The sequence below is a fragment of the Paenibacillus sp. JCM 9796 genome, assembly GCF_055379675.1.
In genome coordinates, this window is sequence record NZ_AP043723.1 from 3,541,872 (window position 1) to 3,563,135 (window position 21,264).

General features: G+C 52.2%; 19 protein-coding genes. 12 read left to right on the plus strand and 7 right to left on the minus strand.

Annotated elements, in window-relative coordinates:
* Positions 1-22 precede the first annotated feature (22 nt).
* Both ACZ439_RS17065 and ACZ439_RS17070 read right to left on the minus strand, forming a co-directional pair.
* Positions 23-1,291 (minus strand): MFS transporter, encoded by a 1,269-nt coding sequence (locus ACZ439_RS17065; protein ID WP_230876205.1) that lies wholly within the window; start codon positions 1,289-1,291, stop codon positions 23-25.
* Complete coding sequence (locus ACZ439_RS17070; protein WP_127608080.1) at positions 1,288-1,779, minus strand: MarR family winged helix-turn-helix transcriptional regulator; 492 nt, start codon at positions 1,777-1,779, stop codon at positions 1,288-1,290. The genes ACZ439_RS17065 and ACZ439_RS17070 overlap by 4 nt, the downstream gene beginning before the upstream one ends.
* Positions 1,780-2,183: 404 nt before the next feature.
* On the opposite strand from ACZ439_RS17070, the gene ACZ439_RS17075 reads away from it, so the two are divergent.
* On the plus strand, positions 2,184-2,411 hold the full coding sequence (locus ACZ439_RS17075) for a 3-dehydroquinate dehydratase (RefSeq protein WP_127608079.1): 228 nt from the start codon (positions 2,184-2,186) through the stop codon (positions 2,409-2,411).
* 97 nt (positions 2,412-2,508) lie between these two features.
* Complete coding sequence (locus ACZ439_RS17080; protein ID WP_054797489.1) at positions 2,509-3,273, plus strand: sugar phosphate isomerase/epimerase family protein; 765 nt, start codon at positions 2,509-2,511, stop codon at positions 3,271-3,273.
* Positions 3,274-3,445: 172 nt separating this feature from the next.
* Here ACZ439_RS17080 and ACZ439_RS17085 read toward each other — a convergent pair whose 3' ends face one another.
* The 3 genes from ACZ439_RS17085 to ACZ439_RS17095 all read right to left on the minus strand — a co-directional run bounded on the left by ACZ439_RS17085 (position 3,446) and on the right by ACZ439_RS17095 (position 5,481).
* Positions 3,446-3,949 (minus strand): CcdC family protein, encoded by a 504-nt coding sequence (locus ACZ439_RS17085; protein WP_054800467.1) that lies wholly within the window; start codon positions 3,947-3,949, stop codon positions 3,446-3,448.
* 79 nt (positions 3,950-4,028) lie between these two features.
* A complete protein-coding gene (locus ACZ439_RS17090) occupies positions 4,029-4,745 on the minus strand; it encodes a nucleotidyltransferase domain-containing protein (RefSeq protein ID WP_236595778.1) in 717 nt (238 codons plus the stop codon).
* A gap of 13 nt (positions 4,746-4,758) precedes the next feature.
* A complete protein-coding gene (locus ACZ439_RS17095) occupies positions 4,759-5,481 on the minus strand; it encodes a class I SAM-dependent methyltransferase (RefSeq protein ID WP_054797491.1) in 723 nt (240 codons plus the stop codon).
* A 243-nt stretch (positions 5,482-5,724) separates the two neighbouring features.
* Here ACZ439_RS17095 and ACZ439_RS17100 point away from each other — a divergent pair, with 243 nt between their 5' ends.
* Positions 5,725-7,125 (plus strand): MFS transporter, encoded by a 1,401-nt coding sequence (locus ACZ439_RS17100; protein WP_127608078.1) that lies wholly within the window; start codon positions 5,725-5,727, stop codon positions 7,123-7,125.
* Between the two features lie 97 nt (positions 7,126-7,222).
* Here ACZ439_RS17100 and ACZ439_RS17105 read toward each other — a convergent pair whose 3' ends face one another.
* Positions 7,223-7,852, minus strand: coding sequence for a hypothetical protein (locus tag ACZ439_RS17105; protein ID WP_464619966.1), 630 nt, complete (start codon positions 7,850-7,852; stop codon positions 7,223-7,225).
* A gap of 160 nt (positions 7,853-8,012) precedes the next feature.
* Positions 8,013-8,816 (minus strand): Cof-type HAD-IIB family hydrolase, encoded by an 804-nt coding sequence (locus tag ACZ439_RS17110; RefSeq protein ID WP_054799926.1) that lies wholly within the window; start codon positions 8,814-8,816, stop codon positions 8,013-8,015.
* Positions 8,817-9,107: 291 nt separating this feature from the next.
* Between ACZ439_RS17110 and ACZ439_RS17115 the strand changes: the two genes are divergently transcribed.
* The 9 genes from ACZ439_RS17115 (at position 9,108) to nikA (ending at position 21,263) form a co-directional block, all read left to right on the plus strand.
* Entirely contained in the window at positions 9,108-10,655 is a 1,548-nt protein-coding gene (locus ACZ439_RS17115; RefSeq protein WP_141336530.1) for an extracellular solute-binding protein, read from the plus strand.
* A 41-nt stretch (positions 10,656-10,696) separates the two neighbouring features.
* Positions 10,697-12,004, plus strand: coding sequence for an FAD-dependent oxidoreductase (locus ACZ439_RS17120; RefSeq protein WP_372814040.1), 1,308 nt, complete (start codon positions 10,697-10,699; stop codon positions 12,002-12,004).
* A gap of 32 nt (positions 12,005-12,036) precedes the next feature.
* A complete protein-coding gene (locus ACZ439_RS17125; protein ID WP_127608790.1) occupies positions 12,037-13,074 on the plus strand; it encodes a Bug family tripartite tricarboxylate transporter substrate binding protein in 1,038 nt (345 codons plus the stop codon).
* Positions 13,075-13,195: 121 nt separating this feature from the next.
* Positions 13,196-13,639: a tripartite tricarboxylate transporter TctB family protein gene (locus tag ACZ439_RS17130; protein WP_054798185.1), complete on the plus strand. Its 444-nt coding sequence runs from the start codon at positions 13,196-13,198 to the stop codon at positions 13,637-13,639.
* 21 nt (positions 13,640-13,660) lie between these two features.
* Positions 13,661-15,181, plus strand: a complete 1,521-nt coding sequence (locus ACZ439_RS17135) for a tripartite tricarboxylate transporter permease (RefSeq protein ID WP_155615071.1) — start codon at positions 13,661-13,663, stop codon at positions 15,179-15,181.
* Between the two features lie 187 nt (positions 15,182-15,368).
* Positions 15,369-17,648: a helix-turn-helix domain-containing protein gene (locus ACZ439_RS17140; RefSeq protein WP_464619967.1), complete on the plus strand. Its 2,280-nt coding sequence runs from the start codon at positions 15,369-15,371 to the stop codon at positions 17,646-17,648.
* A gap of 19 nt (positions 17,649-17,667) precedes the next feature.
* A complete protein-coding gene (locus ACZ439_RS17145; protein ID WP_127608786.1) occupies positions 17,668-18,531 on the plus strand; it encodes a shikimate dehydrogenase in 864 nt (287 codons plus the stop codon).
* A gap of 50 nt (positions 18,532-18,581) precedes the next feature.
* A complete protein-coding gene (locus ACZ439_RS17150; RefSeq protein WP_127608785.1) occupies positions 18,582-19,400 on the plus strand; it encodes a sugar phosphate isomerase/epimerase family protein in 819 nt (272 codons plus the stop codon).
* 255 nt (positions 19,401-19,655) lie between these two features.
* Entirely contained in the window at positions 19,656-21,263 is a 1,608-nt protein-coding gene (gene nikA, locus ACZ439_RS17155; protein ID WP_464619968.1) for a nickel ABC transporter substrate-binding protein, read from the plus strand.
* Position 21,264 lies beyond the last annotated feature (1 nt).

The following is a 21,264-nucleotide window of genomic DNA, read 5'->3' on the forward strand; positions in this document are numbered from 1 at the left end:
TTCAGCCCAGAGGGCCGAACGGTTATTTCTGCTGCAAGGCTTCGCCGGGCGTAACGGATGAGGCCTTCCGGCGAAACATCCAAATGATCCCCAGGCACAGCGTCAGACAGATGCCTCCGCACAGCATAAAGGCGCCGCTTGCACCGTAACGGTCGGCCGCATACCCGGCGAAGAAGTTGCCGATCGGCGTCGAACCGGCGAAGACGAGCGAGTAGATGCTCATCACGCGCGCGCGGTACTCGTCTTTCGCGTGTATCTGGAGCGTTGAGTTGCTGTTTGTCGCGAACAGAATGTTGAATACGCCGGTGACGGCCAGACACAAGCCGGCGATCAGAGGCGAATGGGTGAGTCCGATCAGCAGCAGGAAGACGGACAGCAGCACGGAGCTGATCAGGATGAGCTTGCGGCGCGGGCCCTTCTTACTCATGAACGACATCGCAAGCGCCCCGCCGAACGAGCCGACGCCGAGGCACGACATGAGCAGCCCGTACATCTGCTCCTTCATCATCAGGACGTCCTTCGTGAATACGGGAATGAGCACGGCGAAATTGTAGGCGAGCGTTCCGACGACGGTTACCATCATCAGCGTCTGCAGCAGCACTTGATCTCCCCGGATATAAACCAGACCGTCTTTAATCTCATTCCACACCCCGATGTTCTGTTTTTTCTCCCGCACATACGGGACCGCCTCAATCTGCAGCAAACCGTATATGACGGCGATAAAACTTAGCCCGTTCAACAGAAAGCACCAGGCCGGCCCGAGCAGCGCCATCATCGTCGCACCGATTGCCGGTCCGAGAATTCGCGCCAGGTTGAACGTCATCGAATTCAAGGCGATCGCATTCATCAGATCGTCCTTCCCGACGATCTCGATATTGAACGCCTGCCGCGTCGGCATATCGAACGTGTTCGTCAGGCCAAGCAGCAGGGCGAGCACCATGACGTAGCCGTACCGGACCGTATCGGTAAAGACGAGTGCGGACAGCGTCAGCGCGAGCAGCATCGACATGCTCTGCGTCACCAGCAAAATCCGCTTTTTCGGAAACTTGTCGATCACGACGCCTGCGAACAGGGACAGGCATGTGAAGGGCAGGAATTGGATCGTGCCGATCAGACCGAGCAGGAAAGGCGATCCCGTCAATGTCAGCACGAGCCATGCTTGCCCGATGTTCTGCATCCACGTTCCGACGAGCGAGACGCATTGCCCCATCCAAAAATATCGATAATTCCGATGCGTCAGCGCGTGAAAATGATTATTGACGAGCCGAGCGCCAGCTAGCTTTACATTCAAGACCTGTCACCTGCCTCCTGATGTTCGGATGATTCCGGTTGTAAGCGGCTGCTATCTTTCGTAAACCGGGCGGCGTTATGGCCCATCTTGTCGAGCAGCGCGATTGCCGCTTCCTTCTCCTCCTCCGTGAAGCCGGAGGTGAGCAGGCTTCGCCAATCGGCCAATACGCTGCGCACCTCGTCTTTAATTTCAAGCGCCTTCGGGGTTAGAAATACCCGGTAAAAGCGTTTATCGTCATCCCTCACCTCGCGGCTTACATAGCCTTGTTCTTCCAGCTTCTTCAACGCTTTGGCCGTCGTGCCTTTATCTATCATCAAATAATCGGAGAGCTCTTCCTGACTCAAGCCGTCTTGTTTATACAGCGCGCTGAGGAACATATACTGGCCTTTCCCGATATCGTGCTCCTTCAACCGGCTGCCGATGTACATTTGGCCTGTACGGTACAGCAGCGAAATCAAGCGGGAAATCGTATATTTATGATCCGGCATCGGAATCCTCCTCGTGTTTAAATAATCAGTTGCAAATGCCACTATAAATAAGTATAAATCCTAACGGTTGCTCTTGCAACGGTTCTTTTGCCATGATGAGCCATCGCCCGAATGGATGAAAACGGGGAGAAATCCGGTCCGAACGACAGGCGTTTGCTGGAGGAGGTCCGGCGAGCTCCGCTTCGCCGCGAGCGTGTACAAGCGTCGGCCGGATGCTTTTCATACGGTTCGCCCCAGGTCGTTTGTTGTTGAGAGCGTGAATATGACGCGGAAATTTGCCAAAGTTGTTGCCATTTTGTAATATTATTTTAAGCTTATTTTAATCATCGTAATTTATCCTATTAAGTAAGTAAGCGCATGGCGCAGTACCGCTAGATTTTTTGATAGATGGGACGGTGTTAGGGATGAAGGTTTTTGTTAACTTTCAAAACAAACAAATCCCGGTCTTCGCCGACAACTTGAATAAGAAAACGCTCAAGCTGCTAAGAGCGGCCCTCGACAAAAAGGTGGAAACCGGAAGAAACGCATTGCAAAAATGCTTGCAAACCTTAATCAGCATCGAAGTTGTCGGATGCGAAGCTATCCTGCATTCCTTCAACGAAAGAGATTCGCTTGCTCTGTCCCTCTATTAGAGGGACTTTTTTCTTTAATTCGGTTACGGCTGAAGCGTATGTAAGTTATATAGGAGGTTGCGTCCTGCATACCACCCTGATCGGGAGCGTGATACGCATGGGTAAAATGGGAATAGCGTTGCAGCTTTATACGCTTCGGGGAGAAGCGGAGGCCGATTTTCGCGGCATGCTGCGTAAAGTGGCGGAGCTCGGTTTCGAAGGCGTAGAATTTGCGGGTTACGGCGGTGTGCCTGCCGAGGAGATGAATGCGCTGTTACAGGAGCTCGGCCTGCGGGCGGTCGGCGGCCATGTCGGCTTACAGCGTCTGCAGTCCGGCCTGCAGGGCGAGATCGATTATTTGAAAGCGATCGGCGGCAAATACATCATATGCCCGTATGTGTCCCCGGATACGAACGAAGAAGGCTGGAAATCGGTGATTGCCGAGCTGCAAGCGTACGGGGAGGAAGTGCGGAGGCAAGGGTTGGCGTTCGGTTATCACAACCACGAGTTCGAGTTCGAAGCGAAGCTCGGACCCTCGCTCATTTTCGATGCGATCTTTGAATCGACGTCGCCGGAGACGCTGCTGGTGGAGATGGATGTGTGCTGGGTGATGCGTGGCGGCCAAGATCCGCTTGCCTATATCCGCAAATATGCAGGGCGGCTGCCGCTGATTCATTTGAAGGATTTTAAATACGAGGGCGACGGGGTTCAGACGCTGGAGCTCGGCCAAGGCATCGTTCCGTTGAATGACGTCATCGAGGCGGCCTCGGAAACCGGCGTGGAATGGCTGATTGTCGAGCAGGATCATTGTCAGAATCCGCCGCTGGTGAGCGTGGCCAACAGCCTGAACTGGCTGAAGCAGCACGATGTGCAGCAGGCGTAATTAGATGTGGATTTCCGGCGAAGAAGACTTGCGTTCCGTGAACGTCATTCTGGCCGCGTTGGAATCCCAGACGGCGGGTATCGTCGTTTCGCTATAGGTATGGCAAAGGCAGCCATCGTTCTTCGAGGAGAACGATGGCTGCCTTTGTTGGCCGGAGAAACGGGCTGTTCCGCTAGTTTCGCGTATCCTTAGGCTCGGACCGGGCTTGCAGCCGGATGTACTGCCGCAGCATGGCTGCCCGCCAAGGGACGATCATGCCAAACGCAAGAATGAAGAAGAGAGCGCCTGTTTGCGGAATCGAAACGAAACGTTCGATGTACTCGTGAAGTCCCAGCCGAAGCGCGAGCAGGATCAGCAGCACCAGAGCGAACGATTTGGAGCGTTTGACGTAGATGCCGCCGCTGCGCCGTTCCAGCCTGGAGCTGCGGATGAGCGGATAGGAGAACAGCAGCAGACCGGCGAGGAACGCGCTTCCGGCCCATGCCAGCGGAATGCGGAAGAAAGGCAGGGCGAACATCAGAAAGCCGGTGCTCATCCCGATGGGCGGCATGACGATGCTTGACACGGTGATCGGCTTGCTTCCGGCGCGCGAGCGGACGAAGACGGCGAGCAGCGCCATCACCACCATGCCGGCGCTGGCGAAGGTGTGCAGTTGGATGGTGCCGAAGTGAATCAACGTATACAGCCTCCCGGTTGAATCGTCTGATTGACATGATTATACCACCGGCAGGAAGCCGATTCTACTTCATGCCCTTCTACGTCCAGCCCTCTGCATAACCTTCCGCAAGCAAGCCGCCGTAAGGCTCCAGCCAGCGACCAGTGAGCGCAAACAGCGGCTCCGGGTTGCGATTCGTATAATAGGCGTCCAGCGCCGCGAGCAGCTCGCGGCTCTGTTCGAGGCTGTGCCGCTCCAGCTCGCGGTACAGCCATTTGCCGTCGCCGAGCCAGCAGCCGGCGCTGCGCAGCGCGAAGGAAGCGAGCTGCAGCGTAAGCTTGGCGACAATGAACAAGCACTCCGCGTCGCTGCGGTCGCCCGACAAGTCGGCGAGCGATTCGCCGATCTCGTATCGGGCCCGGTCAAGCTCTTGCACGGACCAGGGGAAAGGCCCGGCTGCCAAGGCGTCTCTCGCTTCGCTCACAATGTCGCGTATAGCGTCTTCTCCCTTCAATGCCTGACCGCAGGCGCACATGCGCAGCATGGAAGGGATGGCGCTGTCAATCGCTTGGTCGAAGAAGTAGCGGTACGAATCGCGGGTCATGACGAACGCTTCGATGATCCAGCCGAATGCGCGGTACGTTCGCCGGAATGGTCCTTCCTGCGACTCGTCGAATACGATCAAGTCCAAGTCGGAGGCGGAGGTTTCGCCGCCTTGCACGACGCTGCCGGCCAGCAGCGCCGCTTCGCAGTTCGGGAAATACGTATCGATACAACGTCCGGCCGCTTCCATGCCGTTCATTCTCACAGGAATCACGCTCGATTCACGTTTATTTTTCGGCGCGTATAAGCGCGTAGCCCAGACGGTCCCGATGTGCGTCGATGAGCTCGTCGTGCCGAAGCGAAAGCTGCCATAGCGCCGGATCCATGATCGCTTCGTGGTCCATCATTTGATGAAGATCCGGATGCTGCATTTGATCTCTGCTCAAGTGCTCCTCAAAAAGCGACCGATCCACCAGCTCGAAGCGTTCGTATCCGGCCGCGCTTAAGGCCGACAACCATTCCTCTTCGTTAAATAAGCCGCCGAACTCGAAGAAATCGCGCAACATTTGGCTGTCGCTTTCCTTTAGTCCTGCCAAGGCCAGCACCTCGCGGTCGTATAGCGTTCCGCCCGGACGCAGCACCCTGTAGTATTCCGCCAACGCCTCGGGGATGTGTGTGAAATTGGTCACCGATTCGGCAAGCACAACGTCGAAGGTCTCGTCCGGAAACGGAAGCGCCGTAACGCTGCCTTCCACCCAATCGACATGCAGCTGCTCGGAGGCGGAGCGAGCCGCTGCTTTGACAAGCATCTCGGGCCGCAGATCGAGTCCGGTAACCGCAAACCCTTGCCGCGCCAAATAACAAGCGGTCCGTCCCGTCCCGCAGCCGACCTCGAGGATCCGGCTTCCCGGAGGAAGGGGATAACGTTGCATTTGATCGAGCGTCGCGGAGAATCCGCCGGGATGTGCGCTCCCTACGCCAAGGCGCGTCAGCATATCCAAGTATCGCATAGCTTCACCCCTTCTCAGTAAACTTAACTCCATGTATTTTATGTAGGATTGGAAGAATGGTTATAGGTGGATGCTCCGTTCCGCTACTTTCTTTCTTTAATGACTATGACAGTTCCTGTCAGGGATAGCGGTTAAAGTGTATGAAGAAGTGCAAGTAATGTTTGGCTATAACCAAACTTACCGCTCTTTTCACCGGGATGATGTGATATTATGGGTTTTCGGATAGGGAGGGAGAGAAATCAGATGTTGGATTCAAGCGCGCAAAGCGCAGGGGATAAGGCCGTGTACCCCGCACTCGACGTGCGGAGAACGGCGCCATGGATCATGTTCATTATTTTTTTCGCGGTGTTGAACGAGACGGTATTCAACGTTTCGATGCCGAGCATCGCGGAGCAGTACGGATTAACGCCTTCGGGGGTCAGCTGGGTATCCACGACGTTCATCATTTTTTTCGCCATCGGCTCGGTTATTTACGGGAAGCTGTCGGATATTTTTAGTCTGAAGAAGCTGATCGTCATCGGCATCGTCATTTATAATGTCGGGTCGTTGCTCGGCTATGTGTGCCAATTCTCCTACCCGCTGGTCGTTTTGTTCCGGGCGGTGCAGGGAGCCGGCGCCTCGGCGATACCGGCGTTGATCATGGTTCTGATCGCGCGGTATTTCTCGATGGAAGACAGGGGGAAAGTATTCGGTATTTTGAATTCGACGGTCGCCTTTGCGGTCGGGATCGGCCCGGTCATCGGCGGTTTCGTGTCATCCTCCCTGCACTGGTCTTACTTGTTCCTCATTCCTGTCTTTACATTAATTTCGCTGCCGTTCTTCAACCGGACGCTGCCGAGCCAAGGGGCGAAGCCGGGGAAGGTGGATGTGGCAGGAGCGGTCTTGATTGCTTTGGGAGTCGCCGCGCTTATCTTATTTTCCACGGAGTCGCACTGGTATTGGCTGCTCGCTTGCGTCGGCCTGCTCGGTTGGTTCACGCTGCATATTCGTCGCACGAAAGAACCGTTCATCGAGCCTTCTTTATTCAAAAACGTGTTGTTCCGAAACGGTTTGATCGTAGCGTTTATTATCTTTTGCACGGTCATGGGCATTATGTACGCCGTTCCGTTCATGCTGGATAGCGTGAAAGGACTCAGCGCCAATCAAGTCGGTTGGGTGCTGTTCCCGGGTGCGATCAGCGCGGTGCTGTTCGGGCCGATCGGCGGAAGCCTGGCGGACAAGCGCGGCAATCCGTTCGTCGTGTCGATCGGCATCCTGCTGCTGATCGCCAGCCTTGTGCTGATCTCAAGCTTCGTCGGATTCAACGCGTGGCTGATTTCCGGCGCCATGGTGCTGACCTACATCGGGCTATCCTTTATCCAAACGGCTATCGCCAACAGCGTGTCGCGGACGCTAACGATGGAGGAAACCGGGGTCGGCATGGGATTGTTCAATCTCGTAGGCTTTATTTCGGGCGCCGTCGGGATGGCGCTGGTCGGGCGGGTGCTTGCAGAGAATATGTTCCAATTCAAGCTGAATCCGTTCGTCTGGGAGTCCAAGGCGTGGATGTACAGCAATCTGATGCTTCTATCCGCGCTGGTCATTGTTTTAGGCGCCTTGTTGTACTACCGCAGCTACGGCCGCGCCGCCAAAGTCGGATCATAACGGCCCCTGGGAACCGGAGCAAGCGAAAGAACCGTCTGCGATCACTTCATCGCAGACGGTTCTTTCGGTATATGCCGGTTTTGGCTCACATCCAGCATCAATAGCAGAAGAATTGCTCCACACGCCGCAAATCGAGGCCGAAATAAATCCAGCGCCCGAACGGACCGAATCCGTACCAGCGGAAACCGGCCAAGGAATTTCGTCCGACGAAGGTCAAATAGGCCCAATACTGCTCGCCGTTTTGCTGCCAAATGTATACGAACCGGAACAAGCAGCGGCGTATCCCTCCGGGATCGACCGCGAACAGCTGCTGGCCGCTTTGCTGCGGGATGAACGATGGCGGCGGGCTCTGCGGGGCTCCCGTCGGAGGGCCGCCCGGCCCCTGCCCCGGGAAGCCGCCGGGCCCCTGCCCGGGGAAACCGCCGGGCCCCTGCCCGGGGAAACCGCCGGGCCCCTGCCCCGGGAAACCGCCGGGCCCCTGCCCGGGGAAGCCGCCCGGCCCCTGCCCTGGGAAGCCGCCGGGCCCCTGCCCTGGGAAGCCGCCGGGCCCCTGCCCTGGGAAGCCGCCGGGCCCCTGCCCCGGGAAGCCGCCAGGCCCCTGCCCTGGGAAGCCGCCGGGCCCCTGCCCCGGGAAGCCGCCAGGTCCCTGCCCTGGGAAGCCGCCGGGTCCGCCCGGCGTCCCGGGAAAAAGACCGCGGTCCGGATCTCCGTTCGTAGGTTTAACCATTGTAAATCTCCCCTCTGCTAGTAAGTTGCTATCGGATAGGCTGATGCCTAATAGAAACCTTACCCAACTATATGTAGCAATACTGCAAAGGTGAACAAGAAAAAAGAAGAGGCTTGTCGCTTTTCGCCTCTTCTTGTCCGTCCGAACCGCGCGCCTTTCGCTAAACGGTTTGGAGTATGAATTTATCCACGACGTGTTTGACGCCGTCCTCATTGTTGCTGAGCGTCACGTAATCGGCGATCTCCTTCAACGGGTCGACGGCGTTGGCCATGGCCACGCCAAGACCGGCCGCCTCCAGCATTTCACGGTCGTTCCAGCTGTCGCCTATGGCGATGACTTTCTCCAAATCGAAGCCGAAATGGCCGGCCAGATGAGCCAACGCATGTCCTTTCGTTCCTTCCGCGTGAACGATCTCCAGAAAATGTGGCTTCGATTTCGTAATGTGCACCTGCTGCCCCAACAACCCGCGCAGCTCGGCGGCGACGCTGTCCAGCTTGTCGGGCTCGTCGATCACCAGAAGCTTGTTCGACGGCTTGCCGGCCAAGGATCGGAAATCCGGTTCGACGATGAAAGGGACCTTGGATAACGAGGCATACGCTTCCGCCTTTTCGTTACGCTCTTTCACGTATAATTGGTCGTCCACATACAACTGCAGATGCAGTCCGTTGCGCTCGCAATAATCGAAAATGAGCTGCGCGGCGGAAGCCGGCACACAGCGCTCGTACAAGACGTTGCCGTCTATCGCGTTTTTCACAAGCGAGCCTTGATAAGTGATCAACGGTACGTTCAGACCGAGCTGTTCGGCGATCGATCGGGCGGACGCATACATGCGGCCGGTAGCGAGCGTTACGACAACGCCGCTGGCTATGGCTGCGGCAAGCGCTTTCTTCGTGCCTTCGGTTACTTGTTTGTCATCGTTGATCAAGGTGTCGTCAATGTCGATCGCGATCATTTTATAGTTCATGATTCGTCCACTCCCGTGCTTCAAATTGTTCTTATTATAACGGAAGGGCACGGGTTTGAAAACCTTGACTCCCGGCCATCGCCGCAGAGTTCCGTGAGCGTGGAGCAACCGCGCAGGAATTTGAATGTGCTTATAGTATTTTTTTTCTCAAGGGATTGAAGCTGCGAAAAAAAGTGCTATCATGCTTGGAAGGTAGCGAATTAGCGAAGCTTGGGCTGGAAAAAAAGTATGGTTGCCGCTAATCGCCAAATCAATTACCTTATGAATGTGACATTGCCAAGGAGGTATAAGATGCCTGGAAAAGAAAGAGGTCGAAAAGGAGTCAAGGCGCTGCTTGTCTTGGTTTGTTTTACGGCTTCCGTACTGAGCGCATGCACAAGCAACGAAAACGGGATGAACAAAGGAGGAAAAGAACAAAATCCGGACAAGCCGCTTGAGGTAAGCATCATGACTACGTTCCGCGGTGCAGAACCCCCTTTGAAGGACAATCCGATATGGATAGAGCTGGAAAACAAGCTGAACGTCAAGCTGAACATAACGTGGTATTCTCCAAATAATTACTTGGATAAAATGAACGTGACCCTGGCTTCCGGAGATTTGCCGGATTTGCTGTTGATCGAAAACCCGTTCGCGCCGAACGTTGTTAGCGCGGTGAAACAAGGGGTTTTCTGGGATTTAACGGACATCGTTACCCATTACCCTAATTTGATGGCAGCTCCGAAAGATTCCTGGGAAAATATTAAAATCGAAAATAAAATTTACGGCATTACCCGCGCGCGTCCCACGGTGGGCCAGTATGGAATTCCAATCGTTCGTAAGGATTGGCTCGATAAGCTGAATCTTGAAGTTCCGGAAACGATGGACGATTTGTATCAAGTCATGAAAGCGTTCACCGAACAAGATCCTGACGGCAACGGGTTAAGAGATACTCCCGGGTTTGTCGGGATGGTGGAAGCCGATAACATGGGTTATTTTACTTGGGCTCGCGACGTATTTAATCATGCCAACGGTTGGAAAGTAGACGGCGACCAAATCATTCATCCCGATCTGCTGCCCGGGACCCGGGAAGCGCTGCTATGGTGGAATAAAGCCTACACCGAAGGTCTGGTGAACCCCGATTTTGCCGTCATGAAGCTTTCCCGGATGAAAGATCAGCTGAAGGCGGGAAAAGGAGGCGTCTTTTCCTCCGCCGTCATCCAGGACTGGATTCTGCTAAGAGATTTGCGGAAAGTTGAACCGAAAGCCGATTATTATCCATTAAACTATGTACAGGGTCCCGGGGGCAGATTTGTCGGACGGGATACGGGCCATTTCGGTATGTATGCGATTTCAAAAAGGGTGCCGGAATCCAAAATGAAGCAAATATTGAGCATGATGGATAAAGGAGCTACGGATGAAATCGCCAACATCGCGAACTTCGGCATGGAGGGCATTCATTACAACGTCGTGAACGGGATGAAGGTTTCCACGGAGCAAGCGGTTAAGGATAACGTATCCTTGGAAGTCTTCGGACAAGTGTTCACAACGAACGACAAGTATGCGTTAAGAGCTTTCGCTACGGGCATTCCGAAGGATTTGTACGAAAGAAACAAACTTACGCTCGATGAACGGGAGAAGTACAGCGTGGCCAACCCGGCGGCAAATCTTATTTCCGAAACCGGAGATAAGTACATGCCGGAAGTTAACAAAAAATCCCAGGATCTGAAGACGAAGATTATTATGGGAACCGAGCCGATTGAAGCTTGGGATCAATTCGTTCAAAAGCTGAAAGCCGATGCTAACTTTCAGAAATATATCCAGGAAATGAATGAAGCATACAAAAAGTCCCGAGGGAAGTAAGCGCAGCAAAAATTAGGATAACTCATAAGGTGGGCGTTCGAATGTTTGAAGCAGCAGCACAAGAATTAGGTTTGAAATTTGCCGGGGATATCCATACGGATGTTTTTGTTATGGGAGGGGGGTTCGCGGGCATAGGGGCAGCCGTTGGGGCGGCGAAGAGCGGAGCAGAGGTTTTGCTTATTGAAAAATACGGATTTCTAGGCGGCATGGCTACCGCCGCGGCCGTGAGCACCATTTGCGGAGCTTACTCGGCCGACAAGCAAAAAAAGATTATAGGCGGTATTCGAGATGAACTCTTCGATGAGTTGAGAGCGCTTGGCGGGGTACAAGAAGGCGTCGATTTCGGGCAGCATCGCGCCGATACATGCGACCATCACTTGTTGAAATATGCCATCGATCGGGTGTTGTTGAATTACAGCAATATCCATCTATTATTACACACTCAAGTGATTGGGGTTAAGCAAGAACACGCGAAGATCCAGTATGCGATTATTACGAATAAAGAAGGGATCTTTCGGGTATTTTCAAAAAATTATATCGATTGTACCGGCGATGCGGATATTGTCGCTCTGGCCGGCGCCCCTTATGTAATCGGGAATGAAAAGGGACAGATTCAGGCGGCGACCACCGTGTTCAAAATGGGGGACGTAAAGGTTCAGGAAGCCAAAACGATTACGCGGCAAGCATTTAAGGACAAGGTTCAACAAAGCATCGATGACGGCGAATACGATTTATTTCGGACTGCCGGCGTATTTATGGAGTCGGCTGTGGGCGACTCCGTCATTTGCAACATGAACTGGATATCCGATTTTTCTTCATTGAACGCCAAGGAAATGACGTATGCGGAAATCGAAGGAAGGAGGTCGAGTATTGAATACAGTAAATTTTTGAAAGATAAGATTCCAGGGTTCGGCAGTGCCCATTTGAGTGAAATCGCTACGCAAATCGGCATCAGGGAGTCAAGGAGGATCATTGCCGATTTTGTTCTGACCGAAGAGCATGTCATGCAGGGTGCGTCCTTCGAAGACGCGATTTGTTGGGGAGCATGGCCTGTCGAATACCACGATGCCCGAGAGAACAAAACGATAAAAAAATATTTGGAACATGATTACCAAATTCCTTATCGAACCTTAATTCCCCGAAACGTAAACAATCTGCTTGTCGCCGGAAGATCCATCTCGACGACGCATTATGCCAATGCCTCCACCAGGGTCATGGCGCAATGCATGGCGATAGGTCATGCCGCAGGCGTAGCGTGCGCATTAAGCGGTAAGCAGAATGTGCCCCCGAAAGATATAGATATAGCGGGCTTGCAAAAGCAATTACGCGATCAAGGCGCCATCATTTAATCATCCCATAGCGATTATAGGAGGAATATTCAATGAAATTGCATAGCCAAGGAAAGTTTTTGAAAAAGGGAATCGTTTTTACGGCAATCGCAAGCATGCTTATGATTACCGCTTGTTCTGCGAACGGCTCTGAGCCGAAGTATCCTACCAAGTCTATCGAGGGCATCGTGCCGTTCGGAGCGGGCGGAGGAACCGATCTCGTTTCGCGCGCCATAGCCACGGTTGCCGAGAAGAAGCTGGGCCAGGGGATTGCGATCACGAACAAGCCCGGCGCAACCGCCACGGTAGGTACGCAGTACGTTTATGATAAAAAGGCGGACGGCTACACCTTGCTGTTCTCAGCGGAAAATCCCGGCATCTACGGCGTGCTGCAGCTTTCGGAGCGGGGGTTTCATGAATTTTATCCGGTCAACATCATGGGGCGCGGTATAGCCACGATCACCGTACCGAAAGATTCCAAATATAAAACGCTGAATGATCTGATACAGGATGCGAAAACGAATCCGGGCAAAGTTAAAATGGGTTCGAGCGGCCCCGGGGGACTTTCATTCATGGTCACCACGATGATCAATTCCATCTCCGATACCAAATTCAACATGGTTCCGTTTGACGGCGACGGCCCGATTCTCACGGCGCTGCTCGGCAATCATATTGACGTGTCGGTCGTAGCTTTGTCGGCGGCGATCGAAAATGCGAAAGCCGGAAAGGTACGCGTGCTTGCCGTTGTTAACGATGAGAAGGTGAAGGAACTGCCGGACGTGCCGGCGATTACGGAAACGTTGCCGGATATGAAGAAGTTTCTTCCGTGGGGACCGTTTTATGGCGCTTGGGTGAAAAAGGATACCCCTGACTCTGTTAAACAAAGTTTGGTGAAAGCGTTCTCGGAAGCGCAGAAGGATCCCGAATTCCTGAAACTGCTGGAGAAAATGGCCGTGGTACCTATGGGAATCTCCGGCGATGAAGCAGAGAAGTTCTGGCGCGACTGGCAGTCAACCTCCGCTTGGCTATTGCAGGATGCCGGCGCGGCTAAAGTAAGCCCTGAAACATTGAAAATTCCCAGGAAACAATAATCGTTCCTATCGATTATAGGAAGCATGCGATCGCATGTTCGATGGGCAGCCGTGGGCAAGCAGGAGACCGTTCTCCCTATTGCCCGGCTGGAGGAAACATGGAATGAAAGGAGGATACCCTATGTTGTCAGACCGTATCGGCGGGCTGATCAGTATCGTCTTCGGCGGCATATCGGTGTCGGAAGCCATACGTTTATATCCCGAGCGTGTAAGTACGTTTGTCGGGGATTACCTATTGCCCGGAGTTGTAGGCGCAGGTTTGATCTTACTCGGCCTGCTCATGCTCTTCGCGAAAGGGGAGCGCTTCAAGGTAGAGTTCCCCGAATCTAAAATCATGCGCGGGATGCTCCTCGTCGTAGGCATCATGTTTGTTTATTGGATTTTACTTCAATTTTTAGGGTATACCCTTAGCACGTTCGTCGTTTCCATAGCTTTATTTAGGGTCATCGGCTCCTACAATTTGCTTAGATCGGCGATTTATTCGACCATTCAAGTAGCGGTCATTTACCTGATTTTTGTTTATTGGCTCAGAATGCCGTTCCCTGAGGGAATTTTAAATTTTTAGGCTAAGGGAGTAAAGGTTAAGATGGAAGCAATAAACTTGCTGTTAGACGGCTTTTCAGAAGCCCTTTCGCCTATGAACCTCATGATGGCCATGTGGGGGGCTATAATCGGTACATTAGTCGGCATGCTGCCGGGGCTTGGACCTACATCCACCATTGCTATTTTGCTTCCGTTCACAACGATACTCGGACCTACAGAAGGCATCATTATGTTGGCCGGCGTTTATTACGGCGCTATGTATGGCGGCTCTACCACCGCAATCCTGCTTAATATTCCGGGGGAAGTTTCCGCAGTCCCGACCTGCCTGGACGGTTATCCGCTTGCCAAACAGGGCCGTGGCGGACCTGCGCTCGGTATTTCCGCCATAGCTTCTTTTGTTGCCGGAACGATGGGGGTCATCGGCCTCGTATTTTTTGCACCGATGCTTGCCGATCAAGCGTTAAAATTCGGCCCTCCCGAATATTTTGCGCTCATGGTATTAGCGCTTACCGTTATTGTTAACTTGTCCGGCAACTCTTTGAAAAAAGGGTTGATCATGGGACTTTTCGGTTATTTGCTCTCCATGGGAGGGATGGGGCTGACCGGAGGAAAGATGCGCTTCAGCTTCGGTTTCGAACCGTTAACGGCAGGTATTGACATGATCAGCGTTGTCATTGGCCTGTTTGCTATCACCGAAGTGATCAAAGGAATGGAAGAAAACACAAAAACGATCGCGATTCAAAAAATCGGCAATATTTATCCGAAATGGTCGGAATTGCGCCAAACGTCTAATTCGATGCTCAGGGGAGGCTTGGTTGGTTTCTTCCTCGGTCTGCTCCCGGGGTGTTCCGCAGCCGTTACAACCTTCCTGGCTTATGACTTGGAAAAGAAAGTGTCCAAAACTCCCGAAAGATTCGGTCACGGGGCCATGGAAGGGGTCGCCTCTCCCGAAGCGGCCAACAATGCAACGAGTTCATCGGGCTTTATCCCGCTTTTTGCGCTGGGGATCCCCAGTTCCACGCCGCTCGCCGTATTGCTGGCGGGTCTGATGATTAACGGACTTACGCCTGGGCCCACCCTGTTTGAAGAGCACGGACCCTTTGTTTGGACGATCATTGCAAGTATGTTTGTCGGGAATGTGATGCTGCTTGTATTAAACTTGCCTTTAGTCGGGCTGTGGGCCAAATTAACGCGGATTCCTTATGGAATCATGGCTCCCATTATTTTGATTCTTAGCGTGATCGGGGCATATTCCATCAATAACAGCATGTTCGATGTATTTGTATCGCTCCTGTTTGGCGTGATCGGATATATCTTTCATAAATATCGTTGGCCTGTCGTTCCGCTGCTTTTATGCTTTGTGTTAGGACCGATGTTCGAGAAGTCCTTTATTCAGTCCATGGCTATGTCATCCGGCAGCTTCAGCATTTTCTTCGAGCGGCCGATCTCGTTGACCATTATGCTGCTTTCCCTGGTGCTTTTCGCATTCTCCATCGTGATGATCAAGCGAACCAAAGCACGGGTCAAGGCTGCTGTTGGCGCTGACGTTGACATTGCTGAATAAAGCCGGAATACGGCTTCATTGGAATGCTGCGGCTTGGCAGCTTATGATTGATCATGCCGGCTCCGTAAGTTAGTATGATATTGGAGCTTCCAAGCGGCAGCAGACTTCAGCTTTTCTAACAAACCAATGGAGACGAAGCATAGTGCATAGACTCATTAACAGGATGACGTCATACAAAAGTGTTGCGATGCGTAAAGGCAATTTGTACAAAAAAATATTGATCATTATCCTTATCATCACTTGTTTCCCGGCCGCCTTGATCGGTCTAAGCTTTTACTTTATCGGCACCGAGCAAATCGAGAACGAATTGATGCAAACCCATCGGAGTCAGCTGGAGAAGGATCGGGAACGAATTGAAGAACAGCTTGCGCATATCGAGCTGACCGCTTCCCAATGGGCGCTCAATCCGCAGTTTGACGAAAAACTCAAAGATATCGATTTCTACAAGCAATTCCTGGTCACGCAAGAGCTCTATAAGTCATTATCGATTATTAAAGGTTCAAGCACGTTGATCGATCAGGTTTATCTGTATGTGGACGGGCAGCGTTTGCTCGTTTCCGAGGACGAAGGAATCATACAGCTGACCGAGGAAAACAACCACATCTATCATACGTTGCTGCAGGATAACCGGTCAATTCTATGGACGAAAGCAGCCATCCGCAAAGCGGGCACATCCTTGTCTTTAGTCCATGCATTGCCCAGATTCGGTGCGCTCATCATTACTTTAAACGAGTCCAAATTCAATGATATGGTCAGTGAACTGACCGTTGATAAGAAAGGGTCCTCCTTTATTATCAAGGAAAACGGAGAATGGGTAACGACGGGAATGGACGGTGTGCAAGCGCCAAGCGATCAGGCCGTTTTTTTAGGCAACGAAGTGCTCAAGCGAAGTACGGAGGCCGATTCGTTTATCCTGAAGTGGAACAAGGAAGATTATTCGGTTTCCTACGGGAAGTTTTCCAGAGCGAATTCCACCTGGATTTATATTACGGCTACACCGGTTTCCCAATTAATCGCTCCCGTGCTTTTAATGTCGAGAATGATCCTGGTTGTAAGCGGGGTCGGCATTGCGACCGCCATTTTTCTGTCCTGGTTCGGCTCGGTGCGCCTATACAGCCCGATTCATCATCTGGTCAACATGTTCCGGGAAACCGGTTCCGGGAAGCACGGCGGAGAAGCGGACGAGTTTTCTTTCATCAAGAACCAGTGGCAGCAGCTGATACACGAAAGCCATTACTTGCAATTCCGTATCGAAGAGCAGTCGTCCATGCTAAGAGAAGGCTTCTTATTGCAGCTCGTTCAAGGGCATTTGTATTCGTTTACAGAAAAAGAACTGCGGGATCGCATGATTGACTTCGGCTGGAACGTCGATGAGAAATGCTTTTCCATCATGGTTGTACAACTGGTTGGCTTCTTTAACTCTCCGGGCAATTTTCTGGAAAAGGATAGACAACTGATTACGTTTGCCGCAGCCAACATTATCGAAGAATTAGCCTGCAGTAAATTGGATGCTCCTGCCGTCATTAACTTTCAGGATTTAACGATCGGACTGATGGTTGCTTTTCCGGCGGAGAAGCATTGGCGCCAATTCAAGAGCGAGCTGTTTAAATTAGCCGATGAAATCACCGCGACGCTGAATGCGCTTTTGAAATTGAATGTGATCATCAGCATCGGGAAATCGACCGATTTGATCGGTGAAATTCCGAACGTGCTGCAGGAAGTCAGACAAACGCTGCCATTTCGTACTTTGGAGGAAAACAATCAGGTACTGGACATGGATGAATTCCTGCCTCCCATGACCAATGCCTCCTATTATCCGTTTCAACTTGAAAAGGAGATTCATTCTGCGGTTCGCCGCGGAGACGGGGAGGAAGCGGGCAGACTCATCGGTCAATTTTTCGAAGATATGAGGGACCATCGGACGACCGAGTTTGCTCTTTTACAGTCGGCGTTATATTTGTTGGGCAGTATACTTCAGACGATCATTCAAATCGGGTTTAATCCTCATCATCTTTACAAGGGAGAAAATTTATTCGAGCAACTGGTCAAAAAGCGGGAGCAGGATGAAATCCACGTATGGTTCAACGATAAAGTGCTCGCGCCCTTCGCCAAGGAATATTCGGAAACGCAGGATTCACAATTAAAGTCTTTCGTAAAAAGTGCGATTGATACGATTGATACATGTTATATGAACGATATCTCGTTGGAAGTATGCGCGGATCAGCTGGGCATTCACCCCGTCCGCTTAAGCAAGGGCTTTAAGCAAATTGTCGGGACGACGTTTATCGATTTTTTGACCAAGGTTAGAATCGACAAATCGAAAGAACTGCTCAGATCCACGGATTGGAAGATTCATGATATCGCCAAGCAGGTGGGCTATAATCCTTCTTATTTCAATAAAATTTTTCGCAAGCATGAAGGCATGACGGCAAGCGAATACCGCAGCTTATGCAAGGGTGAGCATTAGAAAAAGGAACAGTGATGTCATGACGAGCAATCAAACCAAATGGACAGGGCTATTAGGGTATCCCGTCGAGCACTCCATGTCTGCGGTTATGCAAAATGCGGCGTATCAAGCTTTGGGCTTACCTTATCAGTACGTGTCTTTCCCGGTTCCGCCGAATGAGTTAAAAGACGCGATTTCCGGAATTAAAGCGCTTGGATTCCGGGGAGTTAACGTCACGATTCCGCATAAAGTTGCGGTTATGGAGCTGCTCGATGAGGTTGACGACTTGGCGCGCGATATCGGCGCTGTAAACACCATCTCCTTAGACCGGGGCCGCCTGATCGGATTTAATACGGATGGAACCGGATATATTCAGTCGTTACAGGAAGATTGCGGCATCGATGTATCCGGGTTGAATGTGCTTGTGCTCGGGGCAGGAGGAGCTGCGCGCTCCGTTACGGCCGCGCTGGCGCGTGCGGGAGTCGGACGGCTGCATATTTTCGACCCGCGGCCCGACTGCTCGCACAGCTTGGCGAAGCAGTTGGCCTTGCGGGTGGAGGCCGAAGCGGTAACGGATACGGTTATGGAGAAGAGAGGGCTGGCCGACATCGATTTATTGATCAATGCAACTCCGGTAGGGATGTACCCTCATGTGAACCATATGCCTCTGGCTCCGTCACTGCTGCATCCGGGATTGACCGTAAGCGATATCATATACAATCCCTACGAGACGGCCTTGATTAAGGAGGCGCAAAAAATCGGCGCTAATGTGCATCGGGGCGTAGGCATGCTTGTTCATCAAGGGGCTTTGTCTTTCCGATTATGGACGGGTCAGCAGGCGCCGAGCGATGTGATGAGAAACGCCGTGCTTAACCAATTGAGCATCGAGGTTAGGGAAGCATGAATCGGACGATTCCGTTTATGAAGACATGAATATCAGGAGGAGGAATCCGCTTGAAGATAAGCGTATGCACTTCGGGATTTAAAGATTGGCCCATCGAAAAAGTGTTGGAGTGGGCGCATCCGCTTGGGTTTGATGGGATCGAGCTGTGGATGGGGCACATTGAAAGGTACCAGGAGGAACATGGCCCGTTGGATAAGTTATACGCCCGATTGCAGGAGTACGGACTCGAGGTTCCCGCTATTAGCGGATACACCACGTTCTCGGGCGGGTTTTCAGGCGAGAAGGATTTGAAGCAGGAGTTCAAAGCCATGAACCGCTTGCTTGATGTGGCCAGGCAGCTGAAGTGCCCCTTGATTCGTACGTTTGTAGGGCACATCTCATCGCGACGCGCGTCGCCGGAGCAATGGGGGCAAATCGTGCGCGACGTGAAGAAAGTCATGTCCATGGCCGATCAATATGAAATCGATATCGCCGTGGAAGTTCATTATGATACGTTCGCCGACAACACGGAATCCGTGCAAACGCTGATTCGGGAAGTGGATCACCCCCGGCTGCAGCTCGTTTTTGACGGAGCCAACCTGAATGTGGAACGGATTGATCAAATGGATGCATTGCCCATTTTATATCCTTTGGTAAAGCATGTGCATTTGAAAAACTACAAATGGGATCATTCGAACTGGTACAAGAGCACCCCGGTACCTATTTTTGAAGGCGACATTGATAATCGGACGCTGATTAAGGAGCTTGAACGGCGGGGGTACCCACACTATATTTCCTTCGAATATTTTGGGGAGAAGAAGGAAGCGAACATCAAGGGTTCGCTGCAAAACTGGAATGAGCGGCAGCCTGCTGCAACGGAATGTGAATAACTTCAATCCCGATATTAGCGAGACACCTGGCCAGCGCTTAGCCGGGTGTTTTTTTCTTGGTATGGACAAATAACGAGAAGCAGCTCGGGCGCGTACGTCTTCTGAACCGGTACAATAAAAAATAATCGGTCCTGTACTCATTGTTAATAATCGTAATAATTACATTTACAAATAGTAATAATTACGTTTATAATGAGGTTTGTGTCGACATAAAACCAGAATGAGAACGATAGCATAGAAAGGAAGAAACCGTTCTTGAGTACATGGATGTTCAATTCCAAACGCACACTTGTTCTTCTGTATGCATGCTTGCTAGTTGTTGTTATCGCGCTGGCCGGCTGCAGCCAGAAGGAGCAGCTTCCCGGGAATGCCCAACCGGCTTCAGATAGCGGCGGTAAGGCTGGGAACGCATCTGACAAAGTTAAACAAGCAACGCTGATTTATCATTTTAAAAGCAGCAGTCTTGATCCTGCCAATGACTATATTGTGTTGAAGGCAGGGGTTGTTGAAACGCTGGTCCGTCTGGACGAGAAGCTGGAGGTTCAGCCATGGCTGGCGACAAAGTGGGAGACCAAGGACAATAAGACCTGGAAGTTCACCATTCGCGACGGCGTATCGTTCCAAGACGGACTGAAATTGGATGCGACAGCCGTCAAGGCATCGCTGGAACGTTCAATCGCTGCGAGCAAGTCGCTGAAAGGCGCGCTGAAGATCGCTTCCATGGCAGCGGCCGGGCAGGAATTGACCCTTGTGACAAGTGAGCCGCATCCTGCCCTACTCTCGGAATTGATCAATCCTTACTCGGCCATTATTAGTGTGGAAGCCGAGAAGAAAATGGGAACGCAAGCCTTCAACGCGGCCCCGGTCGGTACGGGACCCTTTAAGGTGAAGAAATTTACGCCGAACGTGGAGATTTTATTAGAACGTTACGACGGTTACTGGGATGGGGCTGCCAAGTTGAACGAAGTCGCATTTAAGTTCAATGAGGACGGTAATGTCAGAGCGCTGGCGCTGCAGTCGAAGGAAGCCGATATTGCCACCCAGATTCCGGCCGAAAGCGTTGCTTCCGTACAAAAGGACAGTGCCTTAACCGTCGAAACGATAGCAGGACTTCGCGTCCATTTCCTGCTCTTCAACCCGAGTCGGGAAGCCGTGAAGGATGTAAAGGTCCGCAAGGCGCTGGACATGCTGCTGAACCGTGAAAGCATCGCCAAAAACATCATGCTCGGGAATGCTACACCGGCCAACGGACCTTTCAACACACGTCTTCCTTTTGGCAGCCAAGATCCGGTCCAGAAGCTGGATATAGAGGGAGCGAAGAAGCTGTTGGAAGAAGCGGGGTACACCGCGGGAGCTAACGGGAAGCTGGCGAAGGACGGCAAGCCGCTGACGCTGGAAATCGTGACTTACAAAGCTCGTCCCGAATTGCCGCTTATCGCGCAGCTGCTGCAGTCGGATGCGGCGAAAGCCGGGGTTACGATCAACATTCAAACCGTAGAGAACATCGACACCTTTTTACGCGAGAACAAGAATTGGGATATGGTTACCTTCAGCAACTTGTCCGCGCCCCGCGGCGACGGGGGCTATTTCCTGAACTCGGCATTGATGCCGGGGGGATCGCTGAATGCGGGGAATATCAGCATTGAGAAGTTGACTGCGGTTATTACACGTCTTAACGCGACTAGCGATGTGCAACAGCGCAACGAAATCACGCAGGAAGCATTAGCCATTATCAAGGAAGAAGTTCCGCATGCTTATGCGGTTTATCCCAATGTCATCGTGGGCCTCAACAAGCGAATTACCGACTGGAAGCCGGGTGCGGAAGAGTACTATATCGTGACCCATAAGATGGATGTGAAGTAAT